Raw genomic sequence first — 22505 nt, forward strand, 5'->3', positions numbered from 1 at the left:
GCGGATCGGGTCGGAGCCGGGCCGCGGCCCGGGCTCGGTGGTCCCGCTCAGTCGTTCAGCAGCGACAGGTCCTCGCCCGCGTCCGGAACCGCGACCGTCCCCCGGTCGTCAGGGAGGGTCTGCACCGTAAACATCGGAACGCCACCCTCCGGAAGCTCCAGCATCCGGGAGGCGTGCACGGCCCCGCCGGACTCCCGTACGACCGTGACCGCGAAGCTCCCCTTGACCCCGGACGGGACCGGCGGCGTGACGGAGAGCGTCGTGCCGCCCTTGACCGCGTACGTCTTGCTCGCCGTCGCGCCGCCCGCGCTCCCCGCCGAGGAGACGACCTTCACCTTGGCCGCCTTGCCCGGTGCCACCAGGGAGAGGACCGACCCCTTGGCCCGGTTGTCGGCCGCGGTGGCGCGCTCCTCGATCGCGGCGGTGGCCGGGATGAACGCCGTCTCCTGCTTGTCGCCCTTGCCGCGGGTGACACGCAGCGCCGCCACGAACGGGACCGGGTCGCTGCCCTCGGCCGGGCTCAGCACCAGCGAGCCGGGCTCGCCCTTGGTGACGTCACCGAGGTCCACGGCCGTCGTCATGCCGCTCTTCGCGTTCAGCGTCTCGTGACCGGCCGGAGTGATCGGCCCGGAGGGCCCCGCGAGCCGCACTGTCAGGTCGGCGTCGTCGTCGCCGGTGGCCATCGCCACCAGCCGTACGGAAGTGGCGTCCTTGGGGATGCCCGGCAGCACGGCGGTTCCGGCGGGGTCGGCAGAGGCCGGCAGCCAGTCGCCGCCGAGCTTGTCGTCATCGGCCTGTACGGAGGCGCCGACGCGGCCCGCGCGCGCCACGACATGCAGGGTGACGTTCGCTGTCGGCTCGTCGGTGAGGGTGGAAAGCAGCACCGGGACACTGCTCTTGCCCGGGATCGTGATCTCCTCGCCAGCCGTGGTCTTCAGGAGGCCGTCCTTGCCGTACATCTCGAGGTCCACGACGGCCGCGCCGTCGTCCGGGTTCGTCAGGTGGACGTAGTCCTGGCGCTCCCTCACGGTGCTCGCGCCCGGGAACCAGAACTCGCTGTCCGGCGCAGTGCAGGTCGCACCCAGCACCGCCCGCCCGCTGCCCGCGCCGATCACCGTGGTCTGCTGGGTACTCCAGCCGGGGGCCAGAGCTCCGTCCGCCGTACCGATCAGGGCGGGTGCCTCGGGGTCCGAGGAGGTGGCGGTGACCGGCTTGCCGGGCTCCTTCAGCGCCACGACCGGCTTCTGCGCACCGCCCTTCCGCTCCTGGCCCTGCCGCTCGCCGTCCTTCTTCTCCGCGGGCAGGAGTTCCGCACTGCTCTTCTGCGCGGCCGCGCCCGCGACCTCGCCCTCCGGCGTAAAGGAGGTGTACGTGGTCTCGGCGAGGTCGGAGGAGGACGGCGCAGGGCAGAGCAGGGCCGAGCGTTCGACGGGCAGCCGGGCCGCGGTGGCCCGGGAGTCGCCGGAGTCCGCGTCGGGGACGGTGAGGGCGGCGAACCCCGTGACGGCTGCCAGCGCCGATGCGGCGCAGATCAGGGACAGGGTCGTGCGGTTCACTGCTGGTCGCTCCCGTCGCGGCGGGGGCCGGGCTCGGTGCCGTCCCCGTACGTCGTGTCGCCGTAGGCCGTTTCGCCGTACGCCGCGTCTCCCGGGCCCTGGCCCTGGGCCGGGTAGGCGCCGTCGGCGTAGGGCTGCTGGGCGGCATAGCCGTACGGGTCGGCGTACTGGCCGCCTCCGTACTGGCCGTACTGCCCGGCCTGGGCGTCGTACTGCCCGCCCTGGTAGGCATCGGCGGGATAGGACGCCCCCTGATACTGGTCCGGATACTGGCCCTGGTAGGTGCCCTGGTCGCCCTGGCCGCCGTACTGCTGGCCGGGATCGGCGTACGCCTGCGGGTCCCACTCCCCGTACGGCTGCTGCTGCGGGACGGCGGCGTACGCGTCCTGGTACCCCTCCTGTACGGGCGCGGGCTCCTGCCCGGCCGGCCCAGCGGGCTCCGGCACCGGCGCCCCATGCCCAGCGGGCACCGGCGCCCCCGGCTCGTCCGCCCCCGGTCCACCGTCCGCGCCCTGCCATGCGGCCGGTTCCGCCTCCTGTCCCCCCTGGGCCGCCTGCTCCGCCTCCGCGGCCGCCCGCAGCCTGCGCGCCCGGCGCCCCTCGCCCTCGACCGCCTGCGCGGGCACGGCCGCTGCCTCCTGGTCCGGCATGTCGTCGTCGACGTCCCGCCGCCGCCCCGGCAGCGCCAGCACCAGCACCACGAGCGCGAGCAGCCCCTGCGCCCATACCCAGGCAGTGCGGGTGAACGGGGTGTCGTACGTCAGGTCCAGCCGGCCGCCGCCCGCGGGCAGTTCGAAGCCCTGGGCCCAGTCGTCGACGGTCGTCGGGGTCAGCTGTGTGCCGTCGAGGGTGGCCTGCCAGCCCGGGGCGGCCCGGTCCGCGATCCGCAGAATCCGGCCCTCCTGACCGGCCGGGATGTCGGTGTGCACCTCGACGGGCTCGGCGGCCACCGGCACCGCCTCGACCTCCTGCGCGGTCCCCCCGCCCTGCTCGCCGCCCTCGCCGGGCACGATCGTCACGCGCGCGACCTTCTCGTCCACCCGCCACAGCGCGCTGCCGTCCTCCTGGCTGAGCCTGGTCAGCCCCGGCGTCGCGTCCAGCACGCGGCTCATCTCGCGCGGCGCGCCGTCCCGTACGAGCACATAGCGCACGGAGTAGCCACCCAGCTGCCGGGTCTGGTCGGCGCCCGAGCCCGCGACGAGGTTGGCGACGATGCCGGCGAGCCGGGTGTCTCCGCCGCTCGCCACGGCCAGTTCGGCGTCGCCGAGCCGCGCGCCGGAGCCCCGCACGAGCGCGTACGAGACCTCGGCCGCCCGGTCGCCCCCGATGACGAGGGTGCGGGGCTGGTCGCGGGTACCGCTCTCCTCGGCCACGAACGCTGGGACCTGCACCGGCTCGCGCCGCTCGACCGGGCCGTCTGCGCCGCTGATCATCCAGCCGAACGCGGCGAACAGCGGGGCCGCCGCCGCGGCGAGGGCGACGAGGCCCGCCACCGGCTGTCGCCAGCCGAAGCTCTGCGCCTCGACGCGCTCGCGCGCGCCCTCCGCGCCCACCGCGGCAGCCGCGATCAGTGCGAGGCCGTAGACGAGGGTGGCGGGCCCCGCCCAGCCCGAGCTGTTGGCGAGTGCCGCGAACAGCAGGCCGGTGAGGGCCACGGCCCACGCGGTGCGGACCGCCTGCTGCCGCTCGCCGCGCAGCAGGGCGGCGAGCGCGGCCAGCACGACTCCGATCAGCAGCAGCCCGCCCGTGGCCTTCGGGCCGCCGGGGCTCAGCGCCAGCAGGTCGAGCGCGGAGGCGGAGCCGGTGCCGTAATTCAGCCCGGCCTCGCGGAAGAAGCCGGAGGGGCTGGTCAGCAGGGACAGCGACCAGGGGGCGAGGACGGCCATCGGCGTCCCGAGCGAGACGGCGAAGCGCAGCACGTACGCCGTCAGGTTGTCCCGCCGGCGGGCGCGGAGTACGAGGAGGGCGATGCCCAGGACGAGGGCGATCAGCCAGACGATGGGCGTGAAGGCGGTGATGAGGGTCAGCAGCAGCGCGTACGCCCAGGCGGCGCGCCAGCTCGGCCGCGTGCCCCCGCTGCCCTGCCGCCTGAGGCGCAGCCCGGTCGCCGCCACGCCCGCGCGCGCGAGCAGCGGCAGCAGCACGGCGAGCATCGCGGTGCCGAGCCTGCCGCCCGCGAGCGCGCCGGTGGCCGCGGGGAGGAAGGCGTACGCGACGCTGCCCCAGGCGCGCAGCAGCCGGGAGTCGGTGAGCGGCCGGGATGCGAAGTACGCGGTGAGCCCGGCGAGCGGCACCGAGCAGACGAGCAGCAGCGTGATGGCGAGGCCGGTGCTGCCGAAGAGCAGGGTCGCCAGGGACGCGACGACCGCCAGATAGGGAGGCGCGGACGCGGTGCCGCCGACGCCGACGGGATGCCAGCCGGAGGTATACGTGTCCCAGAGCGCCGAGGCGTCGGCAGGGGCGGGCAGCAACGCGCCGCCGGACAGGGCGCCGGGGCCCAGCAGTCCGCGGCAGGCGATGAGCGAGACGAGCAACAGGACGAGGAAGAGGACCGGGCCCGGTTTGCGCGCGATCCGCTTGAGCCGCGCGAACTGCTCGACCTCCATGAAGTCCGCGTCGTCGCCGCCGGGCCCCGACTCGACGGCGCCGTGGCGTCCGCCGGACGCCAGTTCGGGCTCGGAGCGCCCGACGAAGTTCCCCGCGACCGACTCCACGGTGGCCCGCAGGGTCGCGCCGGGCGGCGGGAACAGCGGCCGCAGCTCACTCGCCTCCACCAGGGCTCTGCCGCGCCGCCTGCGCGCGCCGAGAATCCGCCCGGGCCGCAGCAGTACGCCGAAGAGCCCCGCGACCTCGTCCAGCGCCTGCCCCGGCACCTTGCCCACCAGATAGGCGAGGGTGCGCAGCAGGGTGCCGAGGACGAGCCGCAGCAGTACGTACGGCAGCACGGCGCCGCGGCTGTTGACGAGCATCGTGTAGACGGCGCCGGCCTTGTCGACGCGGTGCGGGCTGGCGACCGACCGGCCCGCGCAGTCGATGGGCCGGCGCTCGCGGGCGGACGCCTCGGCGTGCCGCACCACGGCGTCGGGGGCGATGAGGACCCGGTGCCCCGCGGCCTGGGCGCGCCAGCACAGGTCGACGTCGTCGCGCATGAGCGGCAGCCGCCGGTCGAAGCCGCCGAGCTCCTCCCACACATCGCGCCGGATGAGCATGCCGGCGGAGGAGACGGAGAGGACGGGCCTGACCTGGTCGTGCTGGCCCTGGTCCTGCTCGCGCCGCTCGAGGCCGGTCCAGCGGCGGCCGCTGTTGGCGATGGTGACGCCGACTTCGAGCAGCTGCCTGCGGTCGTACCAACCGCGCAGCTTGGGTCCGACGATGACGGTGGAGGGGCTGGCCTCGACGACGCGCAGCAGCTCGGCGAGCGCGTCCGGCTCTGGGGCGCAGTCGTCGTGCAGCAGCCACAGCCACTGGACCGGCTCGCCGTAAGGCAGCTCCGGCATCTCGTACGCCTCGTCGCGCCAGGTCCGGTTGACGGGGTCCCAGCCGCTGGGCCGCTTCAGATAGGGCAGCTCGTCGGGGGTGAGCACACCGGCGGTGCGAACCGCCTCCTCGACGGCCGTGCCGAAGCTGCTACGGCGGGCGAGGTGGAGGACCCGCTCTGGCCCGAGGGAGTCGGTGAGCAGTGCGGCCGATTCGTCGGCGCTGCCGGTGTCCGCGGCGATGACGTTCTGGACCGGGCGCTCCTGGCCGATGAGTCCGGAGAGCGCCCGGGGCAGCCAGCGGGCGCCGTCGTGGGAGACGAGCACGGCGGTGACGACGTGCCGCGGGAACTCGGGAGCGGCGGCCCCGTAGTGGGCCGTCGGGTGGCTGTGCACGGACATCGAGGTACGGGCCCCTCCGGCCGGGGTACGGGGTCGCCCCCGGAAGACGGCTCTGCTGACTGCGGTCGACGCGCACGGCCCATGGGGGTGTTGGCGCATCGTGGACGGCCACCCACACTAACGGCTCGCCAGGACCCGGCGACCGCCCTGTGGACAGCGGTCCGCCTCCCGTGCGGAGGGCACGGGAGGCGGACCGGGTGGATTTGTCGTGGATTACCGGATGGCCGGCCGAAGGGCCGTCAGACCGCCGCCTTCTTCAGGCGCCGGCGCTCGCGCTCCGACAGACCGCCCCAGATGCCGAACCGCTCGTCGTTGGCGAGGGCGTACTCGAGGCACTCGGAGCGGACTTCGCAGGCCAGGCAGACCTTCTTCGCCTCACGGGTGGATCCGCCCTTCTCCGGAAAGAACGACTCGGGATCGGTCTGGGCGCACAGTGCGCGCTCCTGCCATCCGAGCTCCTCGTCCGCCTCCTCGACCAGCAGTTGCTGGAACAGCTCGGTCATGTGCGCCCCTCGTCAGTCTTTACGTCCCCGTGATGCTGCCGTTACCGATGCCCCGTTCAGTCATCGCGGGCGGTGAACGACACGAGTGAAATTACAAGTGTGCGTATCCAGGCCAGTCAAGCCGAGATCTGCTATTGGGGCCCTTATTCACTCTGCGGAACCAAGGCCATGCGGAAAGTGTGCCAATCGTCATAAACCATGACAGCACCGCAGGCCCTCATCCGCGGTCCACGTCCTCGCATATAGGGACGCGAGCATCGCCCATCCCGTTGCGATCCGATCACGGAAGCGAAGCGGATCACAGTGTGATCACGAGACGGCAACGGCGTTTGCGGGTACGACTGCTGAGCGGTCGCCGAGCGATTGGTGCGCCACCTCTCCGCGGCCAGAGCTGAACAAACCTTTCAGCGGGCACAGCAACCGGATGAGGTGAATCATTGCCGCCGAATCGGGCACCAAGTTGACACGGCGGGGCCGAACCGCTCCACTTAAGGGCATGCCAGTGACCCACGCGCCCTTCGGGACCCGCCCTCGCACTCTCTGCGATGCCGCGGCCCGCTGCGCCGTGCAGGCTCACTGTCGCTGTTCCAGCTGTTGATGCCACCGCGCTCCAGCTATCTGTGCCCAAGCACTTCTGCCGAGGAAACCTTCCGCACATGAACAGCGACGTCCAGATCGCCGGCGACCCGCTCGCCATCCCCCACCTCCTGCCGCCCGTCCCCGTACACCCGGCCACCGTCGCCGAGTTCGCGGGCCTGGCCCGTACCATCGCCGCGGACCGCGCGAGCTGGGCGCACCTCGTCCAGTACGACGCCACCAGCCGCTGGTACCACCGGCTGCGCACCGGGCCCGGTTACGAGGTCTGGCTGCTCAGCTGGGTGCCGGGCCAGGGCAGCGGGCTGCACGACCACGGGCGCTCCTCCGGCGTACTGACCGTCCTCGAGGGCGAGTTGACCGAGCACACCGAGCGCGGCCCCCGCTCGCTCGGGTCCGGCGCGCAGCGCGTCTTCGCGCCCGGATATGTGCACGAGGTGGTCAACGACGCGCTGACTCCCGCCGTCAGCCTGCACATCTACTTCCCGGGCCTGACCGAGATGACGATGCACGCGGCTGGGGTCTCCCACGCACATTGCCAGGGGAGCTCGCCCAGTGCTCTGGAGACCGTCTCCGGCTGAAACCCCCGCCCATCACCCACCGCCACCCTCAACGGAAGCCTTCGGCTGACAGACTGTCCCCATGCGCATTGTGGTTCTGGCCGGCGGCATCGGCGGCGCCCGCTTCCTCCGCGGTCTCAAGTCGGCCGCCGGAGACGCGGACATCACGGTCATCGGCAACACCGGTGACGACATCCATCTCTTCGGGCTCAAGGTCTGCCCCGACCTCGACACCGTGATGTACACGCTCGGCGGCGGCATCCACGAGGAACAAGGCTGGGGGCGCGCCGACGAGACCTTCACCGTGAAGGACGAGCTCGCGGCCTACGGCGTCGGCCCCGAGTGGTTCGGGCTCGGCGACCGCGACTTCGCGACGCACATCGTCCGTACGCAGATGATCGGCGCGGGCTATCCGCTCAGCGCGGTCACCGAGGCGCTGTGCGCGCGCTGGCAGCCGGGGGTGCGGCTGCTGCCGATGACGGACGACCGCGTCGAGACTCACGTGGCCGTCACTCTGCCCGACAGCGGCTCCGCCGCGGGTCCGGGCGAGCGCAAGGCCATCCACTTCCAGGAGTACTGGGTGCGGCTGCGCGCGTCCGTGCCCGCGCACGCGGTCGTGCCCGTCGGCGCGGACCAGGCCAAGCCCGCGCCCGGCGTGCTCGAGGCCATCGCCGACGCGGATGTCGTCCTCTTCCCGCCGTCCAACCCGGTCGTCAGCATCGGGACCATCCTCGCCGTACCTGGCATCCGCGAGGCCATCGCCGACGCCGGGGTGCCGGTCGTGGGCCTCTCCCCCATCGTCGGGAACGCCCCCGTGCGGGGCATGGCCGACAAGGTGCTCGCCGCGGTGGGGGTCGAGTCGACGGCCGCCGCTGTCGCCCAGCACTACGGGTCCGGGCTGCTCGACGGCTGGCTCGTCGACACGGTGGACGCCGGCGCTGTGGACGAGGTCGAGTCGGCGGGCATCCGCTGCCGGGCCGTACCGCTGATGATGACGGACGTCGAGGCCGCGGCCCGGATGGCGGCCGAGGCGCTCGTGCTCGCCGAGGAGGTACGGGCGTGACGGGGGCGGGTGCGGCGGACGTGCCGTCGTATCAGGTGTGGGCGCTGCCCGGGTTCCCTGAGGTGGCGTCCGGGGACGACCTGGCCAAGCTCATCGCCGACGCGGCCACCGCGCACGGCCTGCCCGGGCTGGCGCACGGCGACGTCCTGCTCGTCACCTCGAAGATCGTCAGCAAGGCGGAGGGGCGGATCGTGGAGGCCCGGGACCGCGAGGCGGCGATCGACGCCGAGGCCGTACGGGTCGTGGCGCGGCGCGGGCCGCTGCGGATCGTCGAGACCCGGCACGGCTTCGTCATGGCGGCGGCCGGGGTCGACGCGTCCAACACCCCTGCGGGAACCGCGCTGTTGCTGCCGGAGGATCCGGACGAGTCGGCGCGGCGGATCCGGGAGGGTGTACGGGACGCGCTCGGCGTGGAGGTCGGGGTCGTGGTCACGGACACGTTCGGGCGGCCCTGGCGCAACGGGCTGACGGACGTCGCCATCGGCGCGTCGGGGGTGCGCGTGCTCGACGACCTGCGGGGCGGAACGGACGCGCACGGCAATCCGCTGAGCGCGACCGTCGTCGCGACCGCCGACGAGCTGGCCGCGGCCGGGGACCTGGTGAAGGGCAAGGCCGCGGGGCTGCCGGTCGCCGTGTTGCGCGGGCTGCCGCACCTCGTGGAGGAGGACGCCCAGGGCGCGCGGGCCGTGGTGCGCACCCCCGCGGACGACATGTTCCGGCTCGGAACCTCGGAGGCCGTACGGGAAGCGGTGACACTGCGGCGTACGGTCCGGGAGTTCACGGACGAGCCGGTGGACGCGGCCGCGGTACGGCGCGCGGTCGCGGCCGCGGTGACGGCGCCCGCGCCGCACCACACGACGCCGTGGCGGTTCGTCCTGCTGGAGTCGCCGGAGTCGCGGAAGCGGCTGCTCGACGCGATGCGGGACGCGTGGGTCGCGGACCTGCGCGGGGACGGCTTCTCGGAGGAGAACATCGCGAAGCGGGTGCGCCGGGGCGATGTGCTGCGGAACGCGCCGTATCTGGTGGTGCCGTGTCTGGTCATGGACGGCTCGCACACGTATCGCGACGAGCGGCGCAACGCGGCCGAGCGGGAGATGTTCGTGGTCACGGCGGGAGCCGGGGTGCAGAACCTGCTGGTGGCCCTGGCGGGCGAGCGGCTGGGCTCGGCGTGGGTGTCGTCGACGATGTTCTGCCGCGATGTGGTGCGGGAGGTGCTGGGACTTCCGGGCGACTGGGATCCGATGGGGGCGGTGGCGGTCGGGCATCCGGCCGCTGCGCCGAAGGCGCGGCCCGCGCGGAATGCCGACGCGTTCGTGGAGGTTCGGTAGCGCCTCCCGCTGTGGGGCGCGTCGGCGGCTGACCCTCGTCTCGGCTACAGGACGCTGATGTCCTTCGGCGCGAAGCGTGGGGCGCGGCGGGGTGGGGTGCGGCCGGACAGGAGGATCAGGCGGCAGGCGCGGTGGCGCTGGCCGTCGCCCTGCTCGGCGTACGGGGCCAGCAGCTCCAGCATCCGTTCGTCGTCCGCACCGCGCTCACCCGTCAGCGCGTAGCCGACGATCTTCGGCACGTGCAGGTCGCCGACGGTGATCGCGTCGGCGGCGCCGTTGCTGCGCTGGAGCGTCTCGGCGGCCGTCCAGGGGCCGATGCCCGGGATCAACTGGAGGCGTGCCAGGGCGTCGGGGAGGTTCATGGCCGTGGCCTCCTCGAGGCGGCGGGCCACGCGCGCGGCGCGGACGATCGTCGCCGCGCGCTTGCCGTCGACGCCGGCACGGTGCCACTCCCAGGACGGGAGCATGGCCAAGCCGCGCGCGTCGGGCATCGCGTACAGCCGGTCGAGCGGGCCCGGGGCGGGCTCGCCGTGGCGCTGGAGGAGCAGCCGCCACGCGCGGTACGCCTCGTCGCTCGTGACCTTCTGCTCCAGGATCGCGGGCACGAGGGATTCGAGGACCAAGCCGGTGCGGGTGAGCAGAAGGCCGGGGCAGCGGCGCTGCATCTCGTGCACCAGGCGGTGGCGCGGGGTGAGGGCCGACGGGTCGTCGTCCGCGCCGAGCAGCGTGGGCAGGCGGTCGAGCATCCAGTCGCCGCCCGGCCCCCAGGCCTCCGCCTCGACCTCCCCGCAGCGGACGGACAGGCGCAGGGTGCCGGGCCCCGCAGGCGTACGGCTCGCCCGCCAGACCGAGCCGTCGGGGGTGACGCGGAAGGCCGGGTCGCCGGGGCCGCGGCGCAGCGGACCGACCGTCAGGCCGAGATCGAGGGCTCCCGGCGGCGTCCAGCGTCGGCACCGGGACGCGGTCGGCGTCTGTCGCGGCCGCGGAACAGCCGCGGGCACCTGCGAGGCCCCGCCGCGCACGGCGGTCCGGGGCGCGCGATGGGCTCGTCGGTTCACGGGGGCCTTCCTCCAGTCGCCTACGAGCCTAGGGCCAATGGCGGTGACTTAGCGAGCCGTTCGAGGCTCTGACGTGCGCAAACATCGCTTCTGAGCGCATTCCACGGGATGGCGGACAGCCGCCGACGAGACGGCCCGCGACCCGCTACTCGTCCGACGAGAAGCGGATCGCCCGCTCGGCGATCCGCGCCCCGCACCAGACCCGCACACCGTCCCGCAGCTCGTTGTCCGCGCCGATCACCGCCCCGTCGCCGATCACCGCGCCCGCCAGGACCGTACGGGCGCCGATGTGGGCGCGCGCTCCGATGAGGGAGTCGTGGATCTGCGCGCCGGGTTCGACGACCGCGCCTTCCAGGACCGTGCTGCCCTCGATCCGCGCGCCCTCGCCGATGACGGCGCCCGCGCCGACCACCGTGCCGCCGGTCAGCTTCGCGTCGCTCGCCACCTCCGCGCCGTCGAGCACGAGCCGGTCGCCGCAGCGGCCCGGGACCGCGGGCGACGGCGCGCGGCCGAGGACGAGGTCGGCGGAGCCGCGGACGAATGCCTGCGGGGTGCCGAGGTCGAGCCAGTACGTGGAGTCGACCATGCCCTGGAGGTGGGCGCCCGAGGCGAGCAGTCCGGGGAAGGTCTCGCGCTCGACGGAGACGGGGCGACCGGCCGGGATCGCGTCGATGACGGAGCGGTTGAAGACGTACGCGCCCGCGTTGATCTGGTCGGTGACGATCTCCTCGGGCGTCTGCGGCTTCTCCAGGAAGGCCGTGACCCGGCCGTCGTCGTCGGTCGGTACGAGGCCGAAGGCGCGCGGGTCCTCGACGCGCGTCAGGTGCAGCGAGACGTCCGCGCCGCAGGACGCGTGGGTGTCGACCAGGGCGCGGATGTCGAGTCCCGTGAGGATGTCGCCGTTGAAGATGAGCACCGGCTCGTCGGGGCCCGAGCGGAGGTGCGAGGCGACGTTGCGGATCGCGCCGCCCGTGCCGAGCGGCTCCCGCTCGGTGACGTACTCCAGGTGCAGCCCGAGCGAGGAGCCGTCGCCGAAGTACGGCTCGAACACCTCGGCGAGGTACGACGTGGCGAGCACGATGTGCTCGACACCGGCCGCCCTGGCGCGCGCCAACTGGTGGGTGAGAAACGGCACGCCGGCCGCCGGGACCATGGGCTTGGGCGTGTGCACCGTCAGCGGGCGCAGCCGCGTACCCTTGCCGCCCACCAGGAGGATCGCTTCTGTCACCTTGTCTTCTCTGCTTCCTGCCGGGGCCGGTCGTGGTCGGCGGCCAGTGTATGCAGACGGCGGACGGCCGACGTGGACTGACGCAAGCCCCCACGGAGGCGGCCCCGGCATCGGCGGCTCAGCGTGCCGACGGCTCAGCGGCTCAGCGTCCCTGGAGCTTGGCCGAGGACCAACGCGCCGCGCCCAGCTTGCCGTAGAGGCGGGCTCCCGGGCAGTCCGTGACGAATCCGTCCCGGTGCCCGGAGATGACGTTGAGCTGGACGTTGGCTCCCTTTCTGTACTTGTTGCTCCCGCCCGAGACGAGTGTGACCTTGCCGCGTGGATTGATGCCGAACAGCCCGAGTTTCCAGGCGGTGAGGCGGGCGACGGCGCCGACCGCGGCGGTCGGCGGCTCGGATCTCGAATACGTCCCGAGAACGGCGATGCCCATGCTGTTGGTGTTGAAACCGAGCGTGTGTGCGCCCATGACGGGTCTGGCCACGCCACCGGCGCGCCCCTCGTAGATGGTTCCGCACTTGTCGACCACGAAGTTGTAGCCGAAGTCGCGCCAGCCGCTGCTCTTGACGTGGAAGCGGTAGATGCCGCGCAGGATCGACGGGACCTGCCTGCAGGTGTAGTTGTTGCCGGTCGCGCTGTGGTGGACGAAGGCGGCCTTGACCGTCTTGGTGTAGAGGAACTGCCGCTCGCGCAGCTTCTCGTCGGCGCCCCAGCCCGCCCGGGTGACGATGCGCGGCCGCGGGCCGATGTAGGGCCGGCTCGCAGCGGAGCCGCTGGTGCCCGTCACCTCGTCCGCTTCCGCAGCCGTCGCCTCCTTGCCGAGGGCCGTGATCTCGGCGGCGCCCAGCGGGGCGAACTCGGCGTTGACTGCGGAACTCGCGGACTCCTCGGGGGACAGGGAGGTCCGGCTCTTGGGGTTCTCGTCCTCGGGATCGTCACCGGGGTTGACGAGTTCGATGCGCAGGCCGCGCGGAAGCCCGCCGGGGCTGGTCCGACCGTGTGAACCCTCGGCCAGAGCCCGTACCTGTACGCCGATGGAGTCGCCGACCCACAGCGGGGCAGTGCTGCCGCGCGCCCGCCCGGACCGCCGGTCGGGCGAGCCGGGGTCGGGCAGGTCGTCGTTGTGGGTCTGGATGTCCTGCCAGGGCGACCACTTGCCCGTACCGGCGTTTCGGGTACGGACCTGGGCCCGGCCGTGGAACTCGGTGGCGGCGTCGTCCCAGACGATGCCGACGAGGGAGAAGGGTTTGACGTCCCGTGCGGCGAGTCCTGCCGCGGCGGAACGCCGGGGTACGGCGCGGGCGGAGGTCTTCAGCGGTTCGAGCGGCAGCGACTGGGTGCTGCCGGGGACTTGGGGGGTGGGGGCGGCGGGGTTGGGGTGTGCGGCGGTCGCTCCGGAGGGCAGGGCAAGCGGAAGCGCGAGTGCGGCCGTGCAGGCCACGCCGATCGAGGAAGCAAGAAGTGCACGCATAAATACGATCGTGACCTTGCTACGACATCTATGTCTATTCGTGACATGACGGTCAGTCGGCCGAACCGGTGCCCCAAAGGTGTACGCCCGCCCGGCCCAGCGCGGCCCGGACGCGTACGCTTGCGCGGGTGAATGCCACCGACCGCACCCCTGCCGACCTGCTGCGATCCGCACTCGCCGCGGACCCGGCCCGCCCCCTGGTCACCTTCTACGACGACGCAACCGGGGAACGCGTCGAACTCTCCGTGGCCACCTTCGCCAATTGGGTGGCGAAGACCGCCAACCTGCTGCAGGGCGACCTCGCCGCCGAGCCCGGCGACCGGCTGGCGCTGCTGCTGCCCGCCCACTGGCAGACGGCGGTCTGGGTGCTCGCCTGCTCCTCGACCGGAGTCGTCGCGGACCTCGGAGGGGACCCCGCGCCGGCCGAACTGGTCGTCAGCGGCCCGGACCCGGACACGCTGGAGAAGGCGCGGGCCTGCGGCGGCGAGCGCGTGGCGCTCAGCCTGCGCCCGCTCGGTGTCCGCTTCCCGCAGGCCCCGCAGGGCTTCCTCGACTACGCCGTCGAGGTGCCGAGCCAGGGCGACCGCTTCGCGCCGTACGCCCCGGTGGACCCGGACGCGCCCGCGCTGGCCTTCGCGGGCGGCGAGCAGCTCACGGGTGCCGAGGTGGTGGAGCGGGCGCGCGCCGACGCGGCGGCCCGCGGCCTCACCCCCGTGTCCCGGCTGCTGTCCGGCCTGCCGTACGACACCTGGGACGGGCTCTCTGCCGGACTGCTGGCCCCCCTGGCGTCCGGCGGCTCCGTGGTGCTGTGCCGCCACCTCGAACAGCTCGGCGCCGAGGCGCTGGACCAGCGGCGGGAGAGCGAACGGGTCACCGTGACCGCGATCTGACGGGTCTTTTACGGGGTCGGCGCGATGATGGCGTACGTACAACCATGCGAGGGGTTCGGCGGTCTGCTCCTTATGACCCGGGGGGGACCCGCGCGGCGTGACGCCGCCTGACTCCATGAGAGATGGACGCACACGTGACCGAGAGCGCTGGCACGCCCGACGGCCCGGAGGGTGACGGATCCGAGAGCTCTTCCGAGCACGGTCGCAGAAGGCACTGGCTGCGCTGGGGGGCGCTGGGCGCTTCTGTGGTGGTCCTGGCGGCGGCCGGGGCGGGCTGGATGCTCTACCAGAAGCTCGAGGGCAACATCACGACCGACACGGGCACGGCCGCCGAGCTGAAGCGGTACGAGGCCGAGCGGCCCGCCGCGTTGGTGCACGACGCCGAGAACATCCTGCTCATCGGGTCCGACAGCCGCGCCGACAAGAACGCCGAGTACGGCAGGGACAGCGGCACCCAGCGCTCGGACACCGCGATCCTGCTGCACCTCGCGGCCGACCGGAAGAGCGCCACGGCGGTGAGCATCCCGCGCGACCTGATGACGGACGTGCCGCGCTGCCGCAAGCCGGGCGGGCAGGAGAGCCAGGCACGGTTCGCCCAGTTCAACTCGGCGTTCGAGCAGGGCGGCGCGGCCTGCACGATCCGCACGGTCGAGAACCTCACCGGCATCCGCATCGACCACCACATGATCGTGGACTTCACCGGCTTCAAGCGGATGGTGAACGCGGTGCACGGCGTGGAGGTCTGCCTGAAGGAGCCCATAAAGGATGAAGAGGCACATCTCGAACTGCCCGCGGGCCAGCAGAGGCTGAACGGCGAGCAGGCGCTGGGGTACGTACGCGCCCGCTACAGCCTGGGCAACGGCAGCGACACCGAGCGGATGGGCCGGCAGCAGCAGTTCCTCGGCGCGCTGGTGAAGAAGGTGCAGAGCAACGGCGTCCTGCTCAACCCGACCCGGCTCTACCCGGTGCTGGACGCCGCGACCTCCTCGCTCACCACGGACTCCGGCCTGGACTCGCTGCGGGAGCTGTACGAGCTGGTGCGCAGTCTGCGCGGCATTCCCACGGAGAAGGTTCAGTTCCTGACCGTCCCGCGGCGCCCGTACTCGCTCAACGCGAACCGGGACGAACTCGTACAACCCGATGCGGCCCAGCTGTTCAACCTGCTGCGCAACGACCTCGGCGTGACCGTGTCCGCCGAGCCCCGGGAGGCCGAGGCCGAGGGCACGGCGCCGCCGGATAACGAGCCGGAGGCGATGGGCAGGGACCGGAAGCCCGACGCGGCCGAGCCGAGCGGTGAACCAACCGGCCAGGCACCCACGTACAAAGGAACGACGGCCGCAAACGGCATGTGTGCATAAACGGCACAAAAGGGGCGCGGTCCGACTCGAAGGTATCGGGTGTATTGCCCAGTTGTAGGGGAGGGGAATTTGTCACCGGCGTCGCTTGGCGCTGAACTGGGCGGATAGTGTGAGCGATCCCGTGTCACCGACGGAGGATGCAGGCAACCGTGGACGCGCAAGGACGTGGGCGGGCGGGCGACATCGACCCCGCGGACCAATGGGTGTTCAACCCGGACACCGGCGACTACGAGCTGCGACTGGGTCATTCCGCTGAGCAGCCGTCCGCCCCCACGCAGCGCAGAGCTGCGTCACGGCGGACGACGGCCGTCTCGCGGACCGAGGCCCCGCCCGAGGAGCCCACGCGCCGCCGCAAGGCCGTCCCCCCGCAGCGCGGCCGGCGCGGCGCCCAGCCCAGCCGCCGCAGGCCCAAGCCCAAGGCGTCGGGCAGGAAGAAGGCGCTGTACTGGACCGGGGGCGTGATGGCCGTCGTGCTGATCGCCGGGACCGCCGGGGCCGTTTACCTGTACCAGCACCTCAACGGCAACATCAGCAAGGTCGACGTCGGGGACGCGGGAGCAACCAGCGACGGACCGCTGAACGTTCTTGTCATCGGCACCGACGTCCGTACCGGCAAGGGCAACGAGGGCTACGGGGACAGGGGCAGCGTCGGCCACGCCGACACCACGATCCTCTTCCACGTCTCCAAGGACCGCAGCAACGCCACGGCCCTGAGCATCCCGCGCGACCTCATCACCGACATCCCCGACTGCGAGACCAAGCAGGAGGACGGGTCGACCAAGAACATTCCCGGCACACCGCAGACCCGGTTCAACAACAGCCTCGGCCAGGATGGCCGCGACCCGGGCTGCACCATGCGCACGGTCAAGAAGCTGACCGGCCTGCCGGTGCACCACTTCATGATGGCCGACTTCAACGCGGTGAAGACGCTGTCCTCCGCGGTCGGTGGCGTCGATGTGTGCCTGGGCAAGGACATCAACGACCCGGACTCCCACCTGAAGCTCTCCAAGGGCCACCACACCGTCGAGGGCGAGCAGGCCCTGGCCTTCGTACGGACCCGCCACTCCGTCGGCCTCGGCGGCGACTTGAGCCGGATCGAGATCCAGCAGCAGTTCCTCAGCTCGATGATCCGGAAGATGAAGTCCAACGACACCCTGACCGACCCGGGCAAGCTGCTCGACCTGGCCGAGGCCGCCACCAAGGCCCTGACGGTCGACTCGCGCATAGCCGACCTCAACGATCTGCGGAAGCTCGCCCAGGACATCGGCCGGGTCAACACCAAGAACATCTCGTTCGCGACCATCCCCGTGCTCGACAACCCGGCGGAGAAGGTCCCGAGTACGGTCGTGCTCAACGAGAAACCGGCCCAGCAGCTCTTCTCCATGATCCAGGAGGACACCTCGCTCACCGAGGTGAAGAAGCAGGCGAAGGCGAAGGAGCAGGCCAAGCTGAAGGGCCAGAAGGCCGATCCTTCGGAGGTGCGGGTCGAGGTCCTCAACGGCGGGGGGCCGTTCGGGGCCGCGCAGGACACCGTCGACTGGCTGCAGAACAGCGAGAACGTGCTGAAGTCGAGCAATGGCGGAAACGCAACAGGACCGAAACAGAAGAAGACCACACTGACCTACGCGCCGAACCAGGCTGACCAGGCGCGCCGGCTCGCGGACATGATGGGCCTGCCCGCGTCCGCACTGAAGCCGGGCACCGAGGACGCCGAGCCGAAGGCCGCCATGACGCTCACCCTCGGCGCGGACTTCAAGGGAGCGGGCACGCCGCTGACCGGTCCGGCGAAGGCGCCGGAAGAGGTCCAGAAGGTCAACGCGGACAAACAGGTCTGCGCAAAGTAAACCCGCCCGCTCTTCGGGCCGTCCGTTAAAGCAAGACCGTATGAACGGGGGAGGCCCGATGCGGCAGGACAGCGTTCGCGTACCCAGGGCGCGCGGCAGCGCCCCCGAGGCGCAGGACCTGGGCTGGGACGACAGCCTGTACGAGAGGGACCCCGGCGCGCGGGAGCCCTCGCCCGGCGGCAGCGGTCTCCGCCGCGGCGGGCCCAAGCAGCGCGGCGAGCGCGGCGCTCCGCGCGGCAAGCGCCGGATACTGCGCTGGTTCGCCACCGTGGTGTCGCTGCTGATACTCGGCACGGCGGGCGCCGGATACCTCTACTACCTGCACCTCAACGGCAATCTCGGCAAGGACGACCTCAACCTCGGGGACAGCAAGCTCGACAAGAGCTCGCCGAACGCCGCGGGCCAGACCCCGCTGAACATCCTGCTCCTCGGCTCCGACAGCCGTAGCTCCAGGGAGAACGTGCGGCTCGGCGGGGCCAGGGCCGACCGGGACCGCAAGCCCCTCGCCGATGTGCAGATGCTGCTGCACGTCTCCGCCGACCGCAGCAACATGTCGGTGATCAGCGTGCCGCGCGACACCCGGGTGACCATCCCCAAGTGCACCGACACCGACGACGGCGCGGTCTACCCGGAGAACAGCGCGACCATCAACTCCAGCCTCCAGAACGGCGGTCCGGGCTGCACGGTCGCCACCTGGGAGGAGCTGACCGGCATCCCGGTCGACCACTTCATGATGATCGACTTCGCGGGTGTGGTGGACATGGCCGACGCGGTCGGCGGCGTCCCGGTCTGCGTCGACAACAACGTGTACGACTCCAAGTCCGGGCTGCGGCTCAGGAAGGGCGAGTCGGTCATCAAGGGCGAGCAGGCCCTGCAGTGGCTGCGCACCCGGCACGGCTTCGAGGACGGCAGCGACATCGGCCGGGCCAAGGCCCAGCACATGTATATGAACGCGATGGTCCGGCAGCTCAAGGCGGGTACGAAGCTCACCGACCCGGGGAAGCTCAACGGGCTCGCCGAGGCGGCGACCAAGGCGCTCACCGTCGACAAGGGCCTCGGCACGGTGAAGAAGCTCTACGACCTCGGCAACGACCTCAAGCGGGTGCCGACGGGACGGATCACCATGGCGACCATGCCCTGGGTGCCCGACCCCGACAATGCCGCGCACATCATCCCGAAGCCGGGCGATGCGGAAAAGGTCTTCTCGATGGTGCGCAACGACACCGCCCTCGACGGCAAGGACAAGAAGAAGGCCGCGAAGAAGAGCCCGAAGCCCAGCGACCCTGCCGCGCCGAAGGCCGAGATCCCGGTCACCGTCCAGAACGGTACGGGTACCGCGACCCAGGCCCCCGTGACCGGCCGCGCCGCCCTCATCGCCGACCGGCTCTCCCAGCTCGGCTTCACCCAGGCCGCCACGGACGCGACCCCCAAGTCGCGGGCGGACACCACGGTTTCGTACCCGGAGGAGTCGCTGCGCGGTGACGCGCTCGCGGTGGCCAAGGCGCTCGGCCTACCCGAGAGCGCGGTCCGGCACTCCTCGTCGGTGACGGGGATCACTCTCGTGATCGGCGCGGACTGGCGGGACGGGACGGCCTATCCGAAGCCGGCGGGGTCGGGGGGCAAGGACGACAACAAGGCGCCGGACAGCGCGGACGCGCTCAACGGCGACGACAAGTCGGCCTGCATGAAGGTGAACCCGGCGAACGTCTGGTAGCGGTGGCCCGCTGGTCGCCCACCGCCCCGCGCCCGGGGAGGCCGACCGGCCCCGGGCGCCCCGCGCGGCCGCGGCCCGCTAGCGGGCCAGTACCGCCGGGCGGCGGCTGGCGATGACCTTCTTCGCCAGGGACCGCGGGCTGGTCAGGAAGCCCCAGCCCCACGACATGTGCATCGTGACCAGGGCCACCGGGATCCGCAGCCGCGCCTTCACCGGCAGGCCCCGGCCCGCCGGGACCGAGCCCGCGGCGATCGCCGCGAGGTAGCCGGCCGGGACGGCGAAGGCCCACGGCGTGACCGCCGCGCCCACCACCAGGCCCACGGTTATGGCGGCCAGCGCGGTCGGCGGGGCGAGGTAGCGGAGGTTGATCGAGCCCTCGTGGTAGCGGGCGACGACGTGCCGCCAACGCCCGTAGTCCTTGTACTGCTTGGCGAGCGCGCGCACGGTCGGCCGCGGCCGGTAGGACACCTTCAGCTCGGGCGAGAACCAGATCAGACCGCCCGCCTCGCGGATCCGGAAGTTCAGCTCCCAGTCCTGGGCGCGGATGAACTCCTCGTTGTATCCGCCCTGCTGCTCCAGCGCTTCGCGCCGGAAGACGCCCAGATACACGGTCTCTGCGGGGCCCGCCTCGCCGCCGGTGTGGAAGGCCGCGTTGCCCACGCCGATCTTCGAGGTCATGGCGGCGGCGACGGCCCGCTCCCAGTCGTTCTCGCCCTCGGCGTGCATGATGCCGCCGACGTTCTGCGCGCCCGTTTCGTCCAGCAGCCGCACGGCCGTGGCGATGTAGTCGGGCGAGAGCATCCCGTGCCCGTCGACGCGCACCACGACCGGGTGCCGCGACGCCTTGATCGCCGCGTTGAGGGCGGCGGGCGTACGGCCCGTGGGGTTCGGCACCGTGTGCACGCGCGCGTCCTCCCGTACGAGCTCGGCGGCGAGCTCGTCCGTACGGTCCGTGGACGGGCCGAGGGCGATCACCACCTCCAGCTCGCCCGCGTACTCCTGCTCCAGGATGTGGCGGACCGAAGTGCGCAGATGCCGTTCCTCGTTGAGCACCGGCATGATCACGGAGACCGCGGGTGGCGTCGATCGGGATGCGGGCAAGGGTTTTCCTCGGGGGTACGGCCCGTGGCGGAGCCACTGTCGACAGCTGTGCGCCCCGGGAGATTGCAGTACGGGAGCTCACGTTACCGCGAACGGAGGACACGGCCGTACGCGGCCGAGTGCAGCCCGGCCGCGGGCGGCGTGGGACCTCGGACCCGGAGCGCACGGCCCCTAGCGTGGCGCAGGTCACTTCCCAGAGTTTCGCCTGGGCGGGGGTCCCCCCGGCGAAGCCAGGGGAAGTACCCCCAGCCCCTGCGGAGGAGTCCTACTGGTGACCGCACCGGCCCCCTCATCCCGGTCGCAGCCCCGCACCCGCCGCCCGCGCCGCACCCCGAAATCCCGCCCCCGCTGGGGACTGCGGTGCGCGGCCTGCCTCTCCGCACTCCTGCTGGCGGCCGCGGGCAGCGGGCACGCGGTGGTCTCCGGGCTCGACACCGCCATCGGCCGGATCGATCCCTTCGAAGGGCTGAACGACCGCCCCAGGGGCAGCGACGGGCAGAACTTCCTGCTCGTCGGCACCGACGGCAGGGAGAAGCTCACCCAGCAGCAGCGGAAGCGGTACCACCTCGGCGGCGCCCCCTGCCACTGCACCGACACGATCATGCTGGTGCACCTGTCGGGCGACCGGCGCCGGGCCAGCGTCCTGAGCATCCCGCGCGACTCGTACGTCCAGCTGCCCGCGCACACCGACCGGACGACCGGCGAGCGGCTCCCCGCCAGTCCCGGCAAGATCAATGCCGCGTACGCACACGGCGGTCCGCAGCTGACCGTGCGCACCGTCGAGGAGATGACAGGGCTGCACATCGACCACTACCTCGAAGTGGACTTCGTCAGCTTCATGAAGACCGTCGACGTCGTCGGCGGGGTCGACATCTGCTCGGTGCGGCCGATGCGGGACCGCTACACCGGCCTCGACCTGCCCGTCGGCACCAGCAGGCTGAACGGCGGCGAGGCCCTGCAGTACGTACGCTCCCGGCACATCGACGGCGCCTCCGACCTCGGCCGGATGCAGCGCCAGCAGCGCTTCCTCGCCGCGCTCGTGCACCGGGTGGCCGACGGCGGCGTGCTCATCAACCCGGTGAAGTTCAACCGGGTCGCGACCACCCTCCTCGGCTCGGTGCGCGCGGACCGCGGCTTCGGCACGGACGAGATGGTGGACCTGGGCCGGGCGATGCGGCACTTCAAGCCGTCCTCGTCGGAGTTCGTCTCGGTGCCGATCGCCGACCCCAGCTATCCGGTGCCGGGCCTCGGCTCGACCGTGATGTGGGACAGGGAGAAGGCCGGGAAGATCTTCCGCGCGCTGCGCGGGGACCGGCCGCTGGCCGCCCACCGCCCGGGCCGGCAGCGCACGGCTCTGGTCGACGTGGCGCCCGAGCGGATCCGGGTACGGGTGGACAACGGCACGGACCGGGCAGGGCTTGGGCACCGCGTGACCCGGGCGCTGCGCGCCACCGGGTTCGTCACCACCGGCTCCCCCGGCGACGCCGGCGTCGGCACCCGCCGCACGGTCGTCACGTACGACCCGGCCTGGGACCGCTCGGCGCGTACGGTCGCGGCCGCGCTGCCGGGCGCGGAGCTGCGGCCGGAGTACGGCCACGGGCCGGTGATACGGGTCACGGTCGGCGAGGACTTCCGGCAGGTGCGCAAGGTGCGGCCCGAGGACCCGGTAACGGCGGTCACGGGCGACCAGGTCATCTGCGACTAGGAAAGGCGAAGCCGCACTGGGCCCTTCAGTCGCCGATGCCCTCGGCAGCCCGCTTCGCGCGCAGTTCCTTGATCGCCCGGCGGCGGGCCAGGCGGTGCGTGCGCCGGATCTGGGCCTCCTGGTAGCGCCGCTTGTCCCGCTCGGTCTCGGGTACCACCTGCGGTACGGGCCGCGGCTTGCCGTCCGCGTCGACCGCCGCGAAGACGAGATAGGCGCTTCCGACCTGGCTCGCGGGCGTGGACTCGTTCCAGCGCTCGGCCATGACCCGGACCCCGATCTCCATGGAGGAGCGCCCGGTCCAGTTGCACTGGGCCTTCACATGCACGAGGTCGCCGACGTGGACCGGCTCCAGGAACACCATCTCGTCCATGGAGGCGGTGACCGCAGGACCGCCCGAGTGCCGCCCGGCGACCGCACCCGCCGCGTCGTCCACCAGCTTCATGATCACTCCGCCGTGGACGGTGCCGAGAAGGTTGGTGTCGGCCGCCGTCATGATGTGGCTGAGCGTGGTGCGCGAAGCGGAGGTGGGCTTGCCCGGAATCTCTGCTTCCGGGGCCGCTGCCTGTTCGGTCATGCCCTCAACCTTATGCGGCCATAAACCATGACCCCGGCCTCGTAGCTTTGCATCAGGTCTGCTACAGGCGGGGTGCGATTCGC

General features: G+C 72.3%; 16 protein-coding genes. 8 read left to right on the plus strand and 8 right to left on the minus strand.

All coding sequences use genetic code 11. From position 1 onward, the window contains the following. Window positions 1-47: 47 nt before the first annotated feature. From ACTWQC_RS03230 to ACTWQC_RS03240, 3 genes are all read right to left on the minus strand, one after another. Complete coding sequence (locus ACTWQC_RS03230) at window positions 48-1556, minus strand: DUF5719 family protein (RefSeq protein ID WP_443313954.1); 1509 nt, start codon at window positions 1554-1556, stop codon at window positions 48-50. Next, window positions 1553-5434 carry a glycosyltransferase gene (locus ACTWQC_RS03235; protein ID WP_443313955.1) on the minus strand — a complete coding sequence of 1294 codons (3882 nt, stop codon included), beginning with the start codon at window positions 5432-5434 and terminating at the stop codon, window positions 1553-1555. The genes ACTWQC_RS03230 and ACTWQC_RS03235 overlap by 4 nt, the downstream gene beginning before the upstream one ends. Window positions 5435-5673: 239 nt before the next feature. Then, window positions 5674-5937, minus strand: a complete 264-nt coding sequence (locus tag ACTWQC_RS03240) for a WhiB family transcriptional regulator (protein WP_004952403.1) — start codon at window positions 5935-5937, stop codon at window positions 5674-5676. A gap of 656 nt (window positions 5938-6593) precedes the next feature. Here ACTWQC_RS03240 and ACTWQC_RS03245 point away from each other — a divergent pair. The 3 genes from ACTWQC_RS03245 to ACTWQC_RS03255 all read left to right on the plus strand — a co-directional run bounded on the left by ACTWQC_RS03245 (window position 6594) and on the right by ACTWQC_RS03255 (window position 9482). Continuing rightward, window positions 6594-7112 (plus strand): cysteine dioxygenase, encoded by a 519-nt coding sequence (locus ACTWQC_RS03245; protein ID WP_443313956.1) that lies wholly within the window; start codon window positions 6594-6596, stop codon window positions 7110-7112. 61 nt (window positions 7113-7173) lie between these two features. After that, entirely contained in the window at window positions 7174-8154 is a 981-nt protein-coding gene (gene cofD, locus ACTWQC_RS03250; protein ID WP_443313957.1) for a 2-phospho-L-lactate transferase, read from the plus strand. Then, window positions 8151-9482, plus strand: coding sequence for a coenzyme F420-0:L-glutamate ligase (locus ACTWQC_RS03255; RefSeq protein ID WP_443313958.1), 1332 nt, complete (start codon window positions 8151-8153; stop codon window positions 9480-9482). Before cofD ends, ACTWQC_RS03255 begins: the two co-directional genes overlap by 4 nt. 44 nt (window positions 9483-9526) lie before the next feature. On the opposite strand, the gene ACTWQC_RS03260 is transcribed toward ACTWQC_RS03255, so the two are convergent. The 3 genes from ACTWQC_RS03260 to ACTWQC_RS03270 form a co-directional block, all read right to left on the minus strand. Beyond that, window positions 9527-10540 carry a DNA-3-methyladenine glycosylase family protein gene (locus ACTWQC_RS03260; RefSeq protein ID WP_443313959.1) on the minus strand — a complete coding sequence of 338 codons (1014 nt, stop codon included), beginning with the start codon at window positions 10538-10540 and terminating at the stop codon, window positions 9527-9529. Between the two features lie 145 nt (window positions 10541-10685). After that, entirely contained in the window at window positions 10686-11768 is a 1083-nt protein-coding gene (locus tag ACTWQC_RS03265; RefSeq protein WP_443313960.1) for a sugar phosphate nucleotidyltransferase, read from the minus strand. A gap of 142 nt (window positions 11769-11910) precedes the next feature. Further along, window positions 11911-13236, minus strand: coding sequence for a peptidoglycan recognition protein family protein (locus ACTWQC_RS03270; protein ID WP_443313961.1), 1326 nt, complete (start codon window positions 13234-13236; stop codon window positions 11911-11913). Between the two features lie 128 nt (window positions 13237-13364). Between ACTWQC_RS03270 and ACTWQC_RS03275 the strand changes: the two genes are divergently transcribed. From ACTWQC_RS03275 to ACTWQC_RS03290, 4 genes are all read left to right on the plus strand, one after another. After that, a complete protein-coding gene (locus ACTWQC_RS03275) occupies window positions 13365-14126 on the plus strand; it encodes a TIGR03089 family protein (RefSeq protein ID WP_443313962.1) in 762 nt (253 codons plus the stop codon). Between the two features lie 122 nt (window positions 14127-14248). Continuing rightward, window positions 14249-15484, plus strand: a complete 1236-nt coding sequence (locus tag ACTWQC_RS03280) for an LCP family glycopolymer transferase (RefSeq protein ID WP_443313963.1) — start codon at window positions 14249-14251, stop codon at window positions 15482-15484. Between the two features lie 149 nt (window positions 15485-15633). Then, window positions 15634-17328, plus strand: coding sequence for an LCP family glycopolymer transferase (locus tag ACTWQC_RS03285; RefSeq protein ID WP_443313964.1), 1695 nt, complete (start codon window positions 15634-15636; stop codon window positions 17326-17328). A 58-nt stretch (window positions 17329-17386) separates the two neighbouring features. Next, window positions 17387-19042: an LCP family protein gene (locus ACTWQC_RS03290; RefSeq protein WP_443313965.1), complete on the plus strand. Its 1656-nt coding sequence runs from the start codon at window positions 17387-17389 to the stop codon at window positions 19040-19042. Window positions 19043-19120: 78 nt separating this feature from the next. Here the strand turns inward: ACTWQC_RS03290 and ACTWQC_RS03295 are convergent, their stop codons facing one another. Further along, window positions 19121-20143 carry a glycosyltransferase family 2 protein gene (locus ACTWQC_RS03295; RefSeq protein WP_443313966.1) on the minus strand — a complete coding sequence of 341 codons (1023 nt, stop codon included), beginning with the start codon at window positions 20141-20143 and terminating at the stop codon, window positions 19121-19123. 271 nt (window positions 20144-20414) lie between these two features. Here ACTWQC_RS03295 and ACTWQC_RS03300 point away from each other — a divergent pair, with 271 nt between their 5' ends. Further along, window positions 20415-21848, plus strand: a complete 1434-nt coding sequence (locus tag ACTWQC_RS03300) for an LCP family protein (RefSeq protein WP_443313967.1) — start codon at window positions 20415-20417, stop codon at window positions 21846-21848. Window positions 21849-21873: 25 nt separating this feature from the next. Here the strand turns inward: ACTWQC_RS03300 and ACTWQC_RS03305 are convergent, their stop codons facing one another. Then, entirely contained in the window at window positions 21874-22422 is a 549-nt protein-coding gene (locus ACTWQC_RS03305) for an acyl-CoA thioesterase (protein WP_443313968.1), read from the minus strand. Window positions 22423-22505: the final 83 nt, after the last annotated feature.

This window comes from Streptomyces sp. 8N616, from assembly GCF_052246385.1.
Classification (GTDB): domain Bacteria; phylum Actinomycetota; class Actinomycetes; order Streptomycetales; family Streptomycetaceae; genus Streptomyces.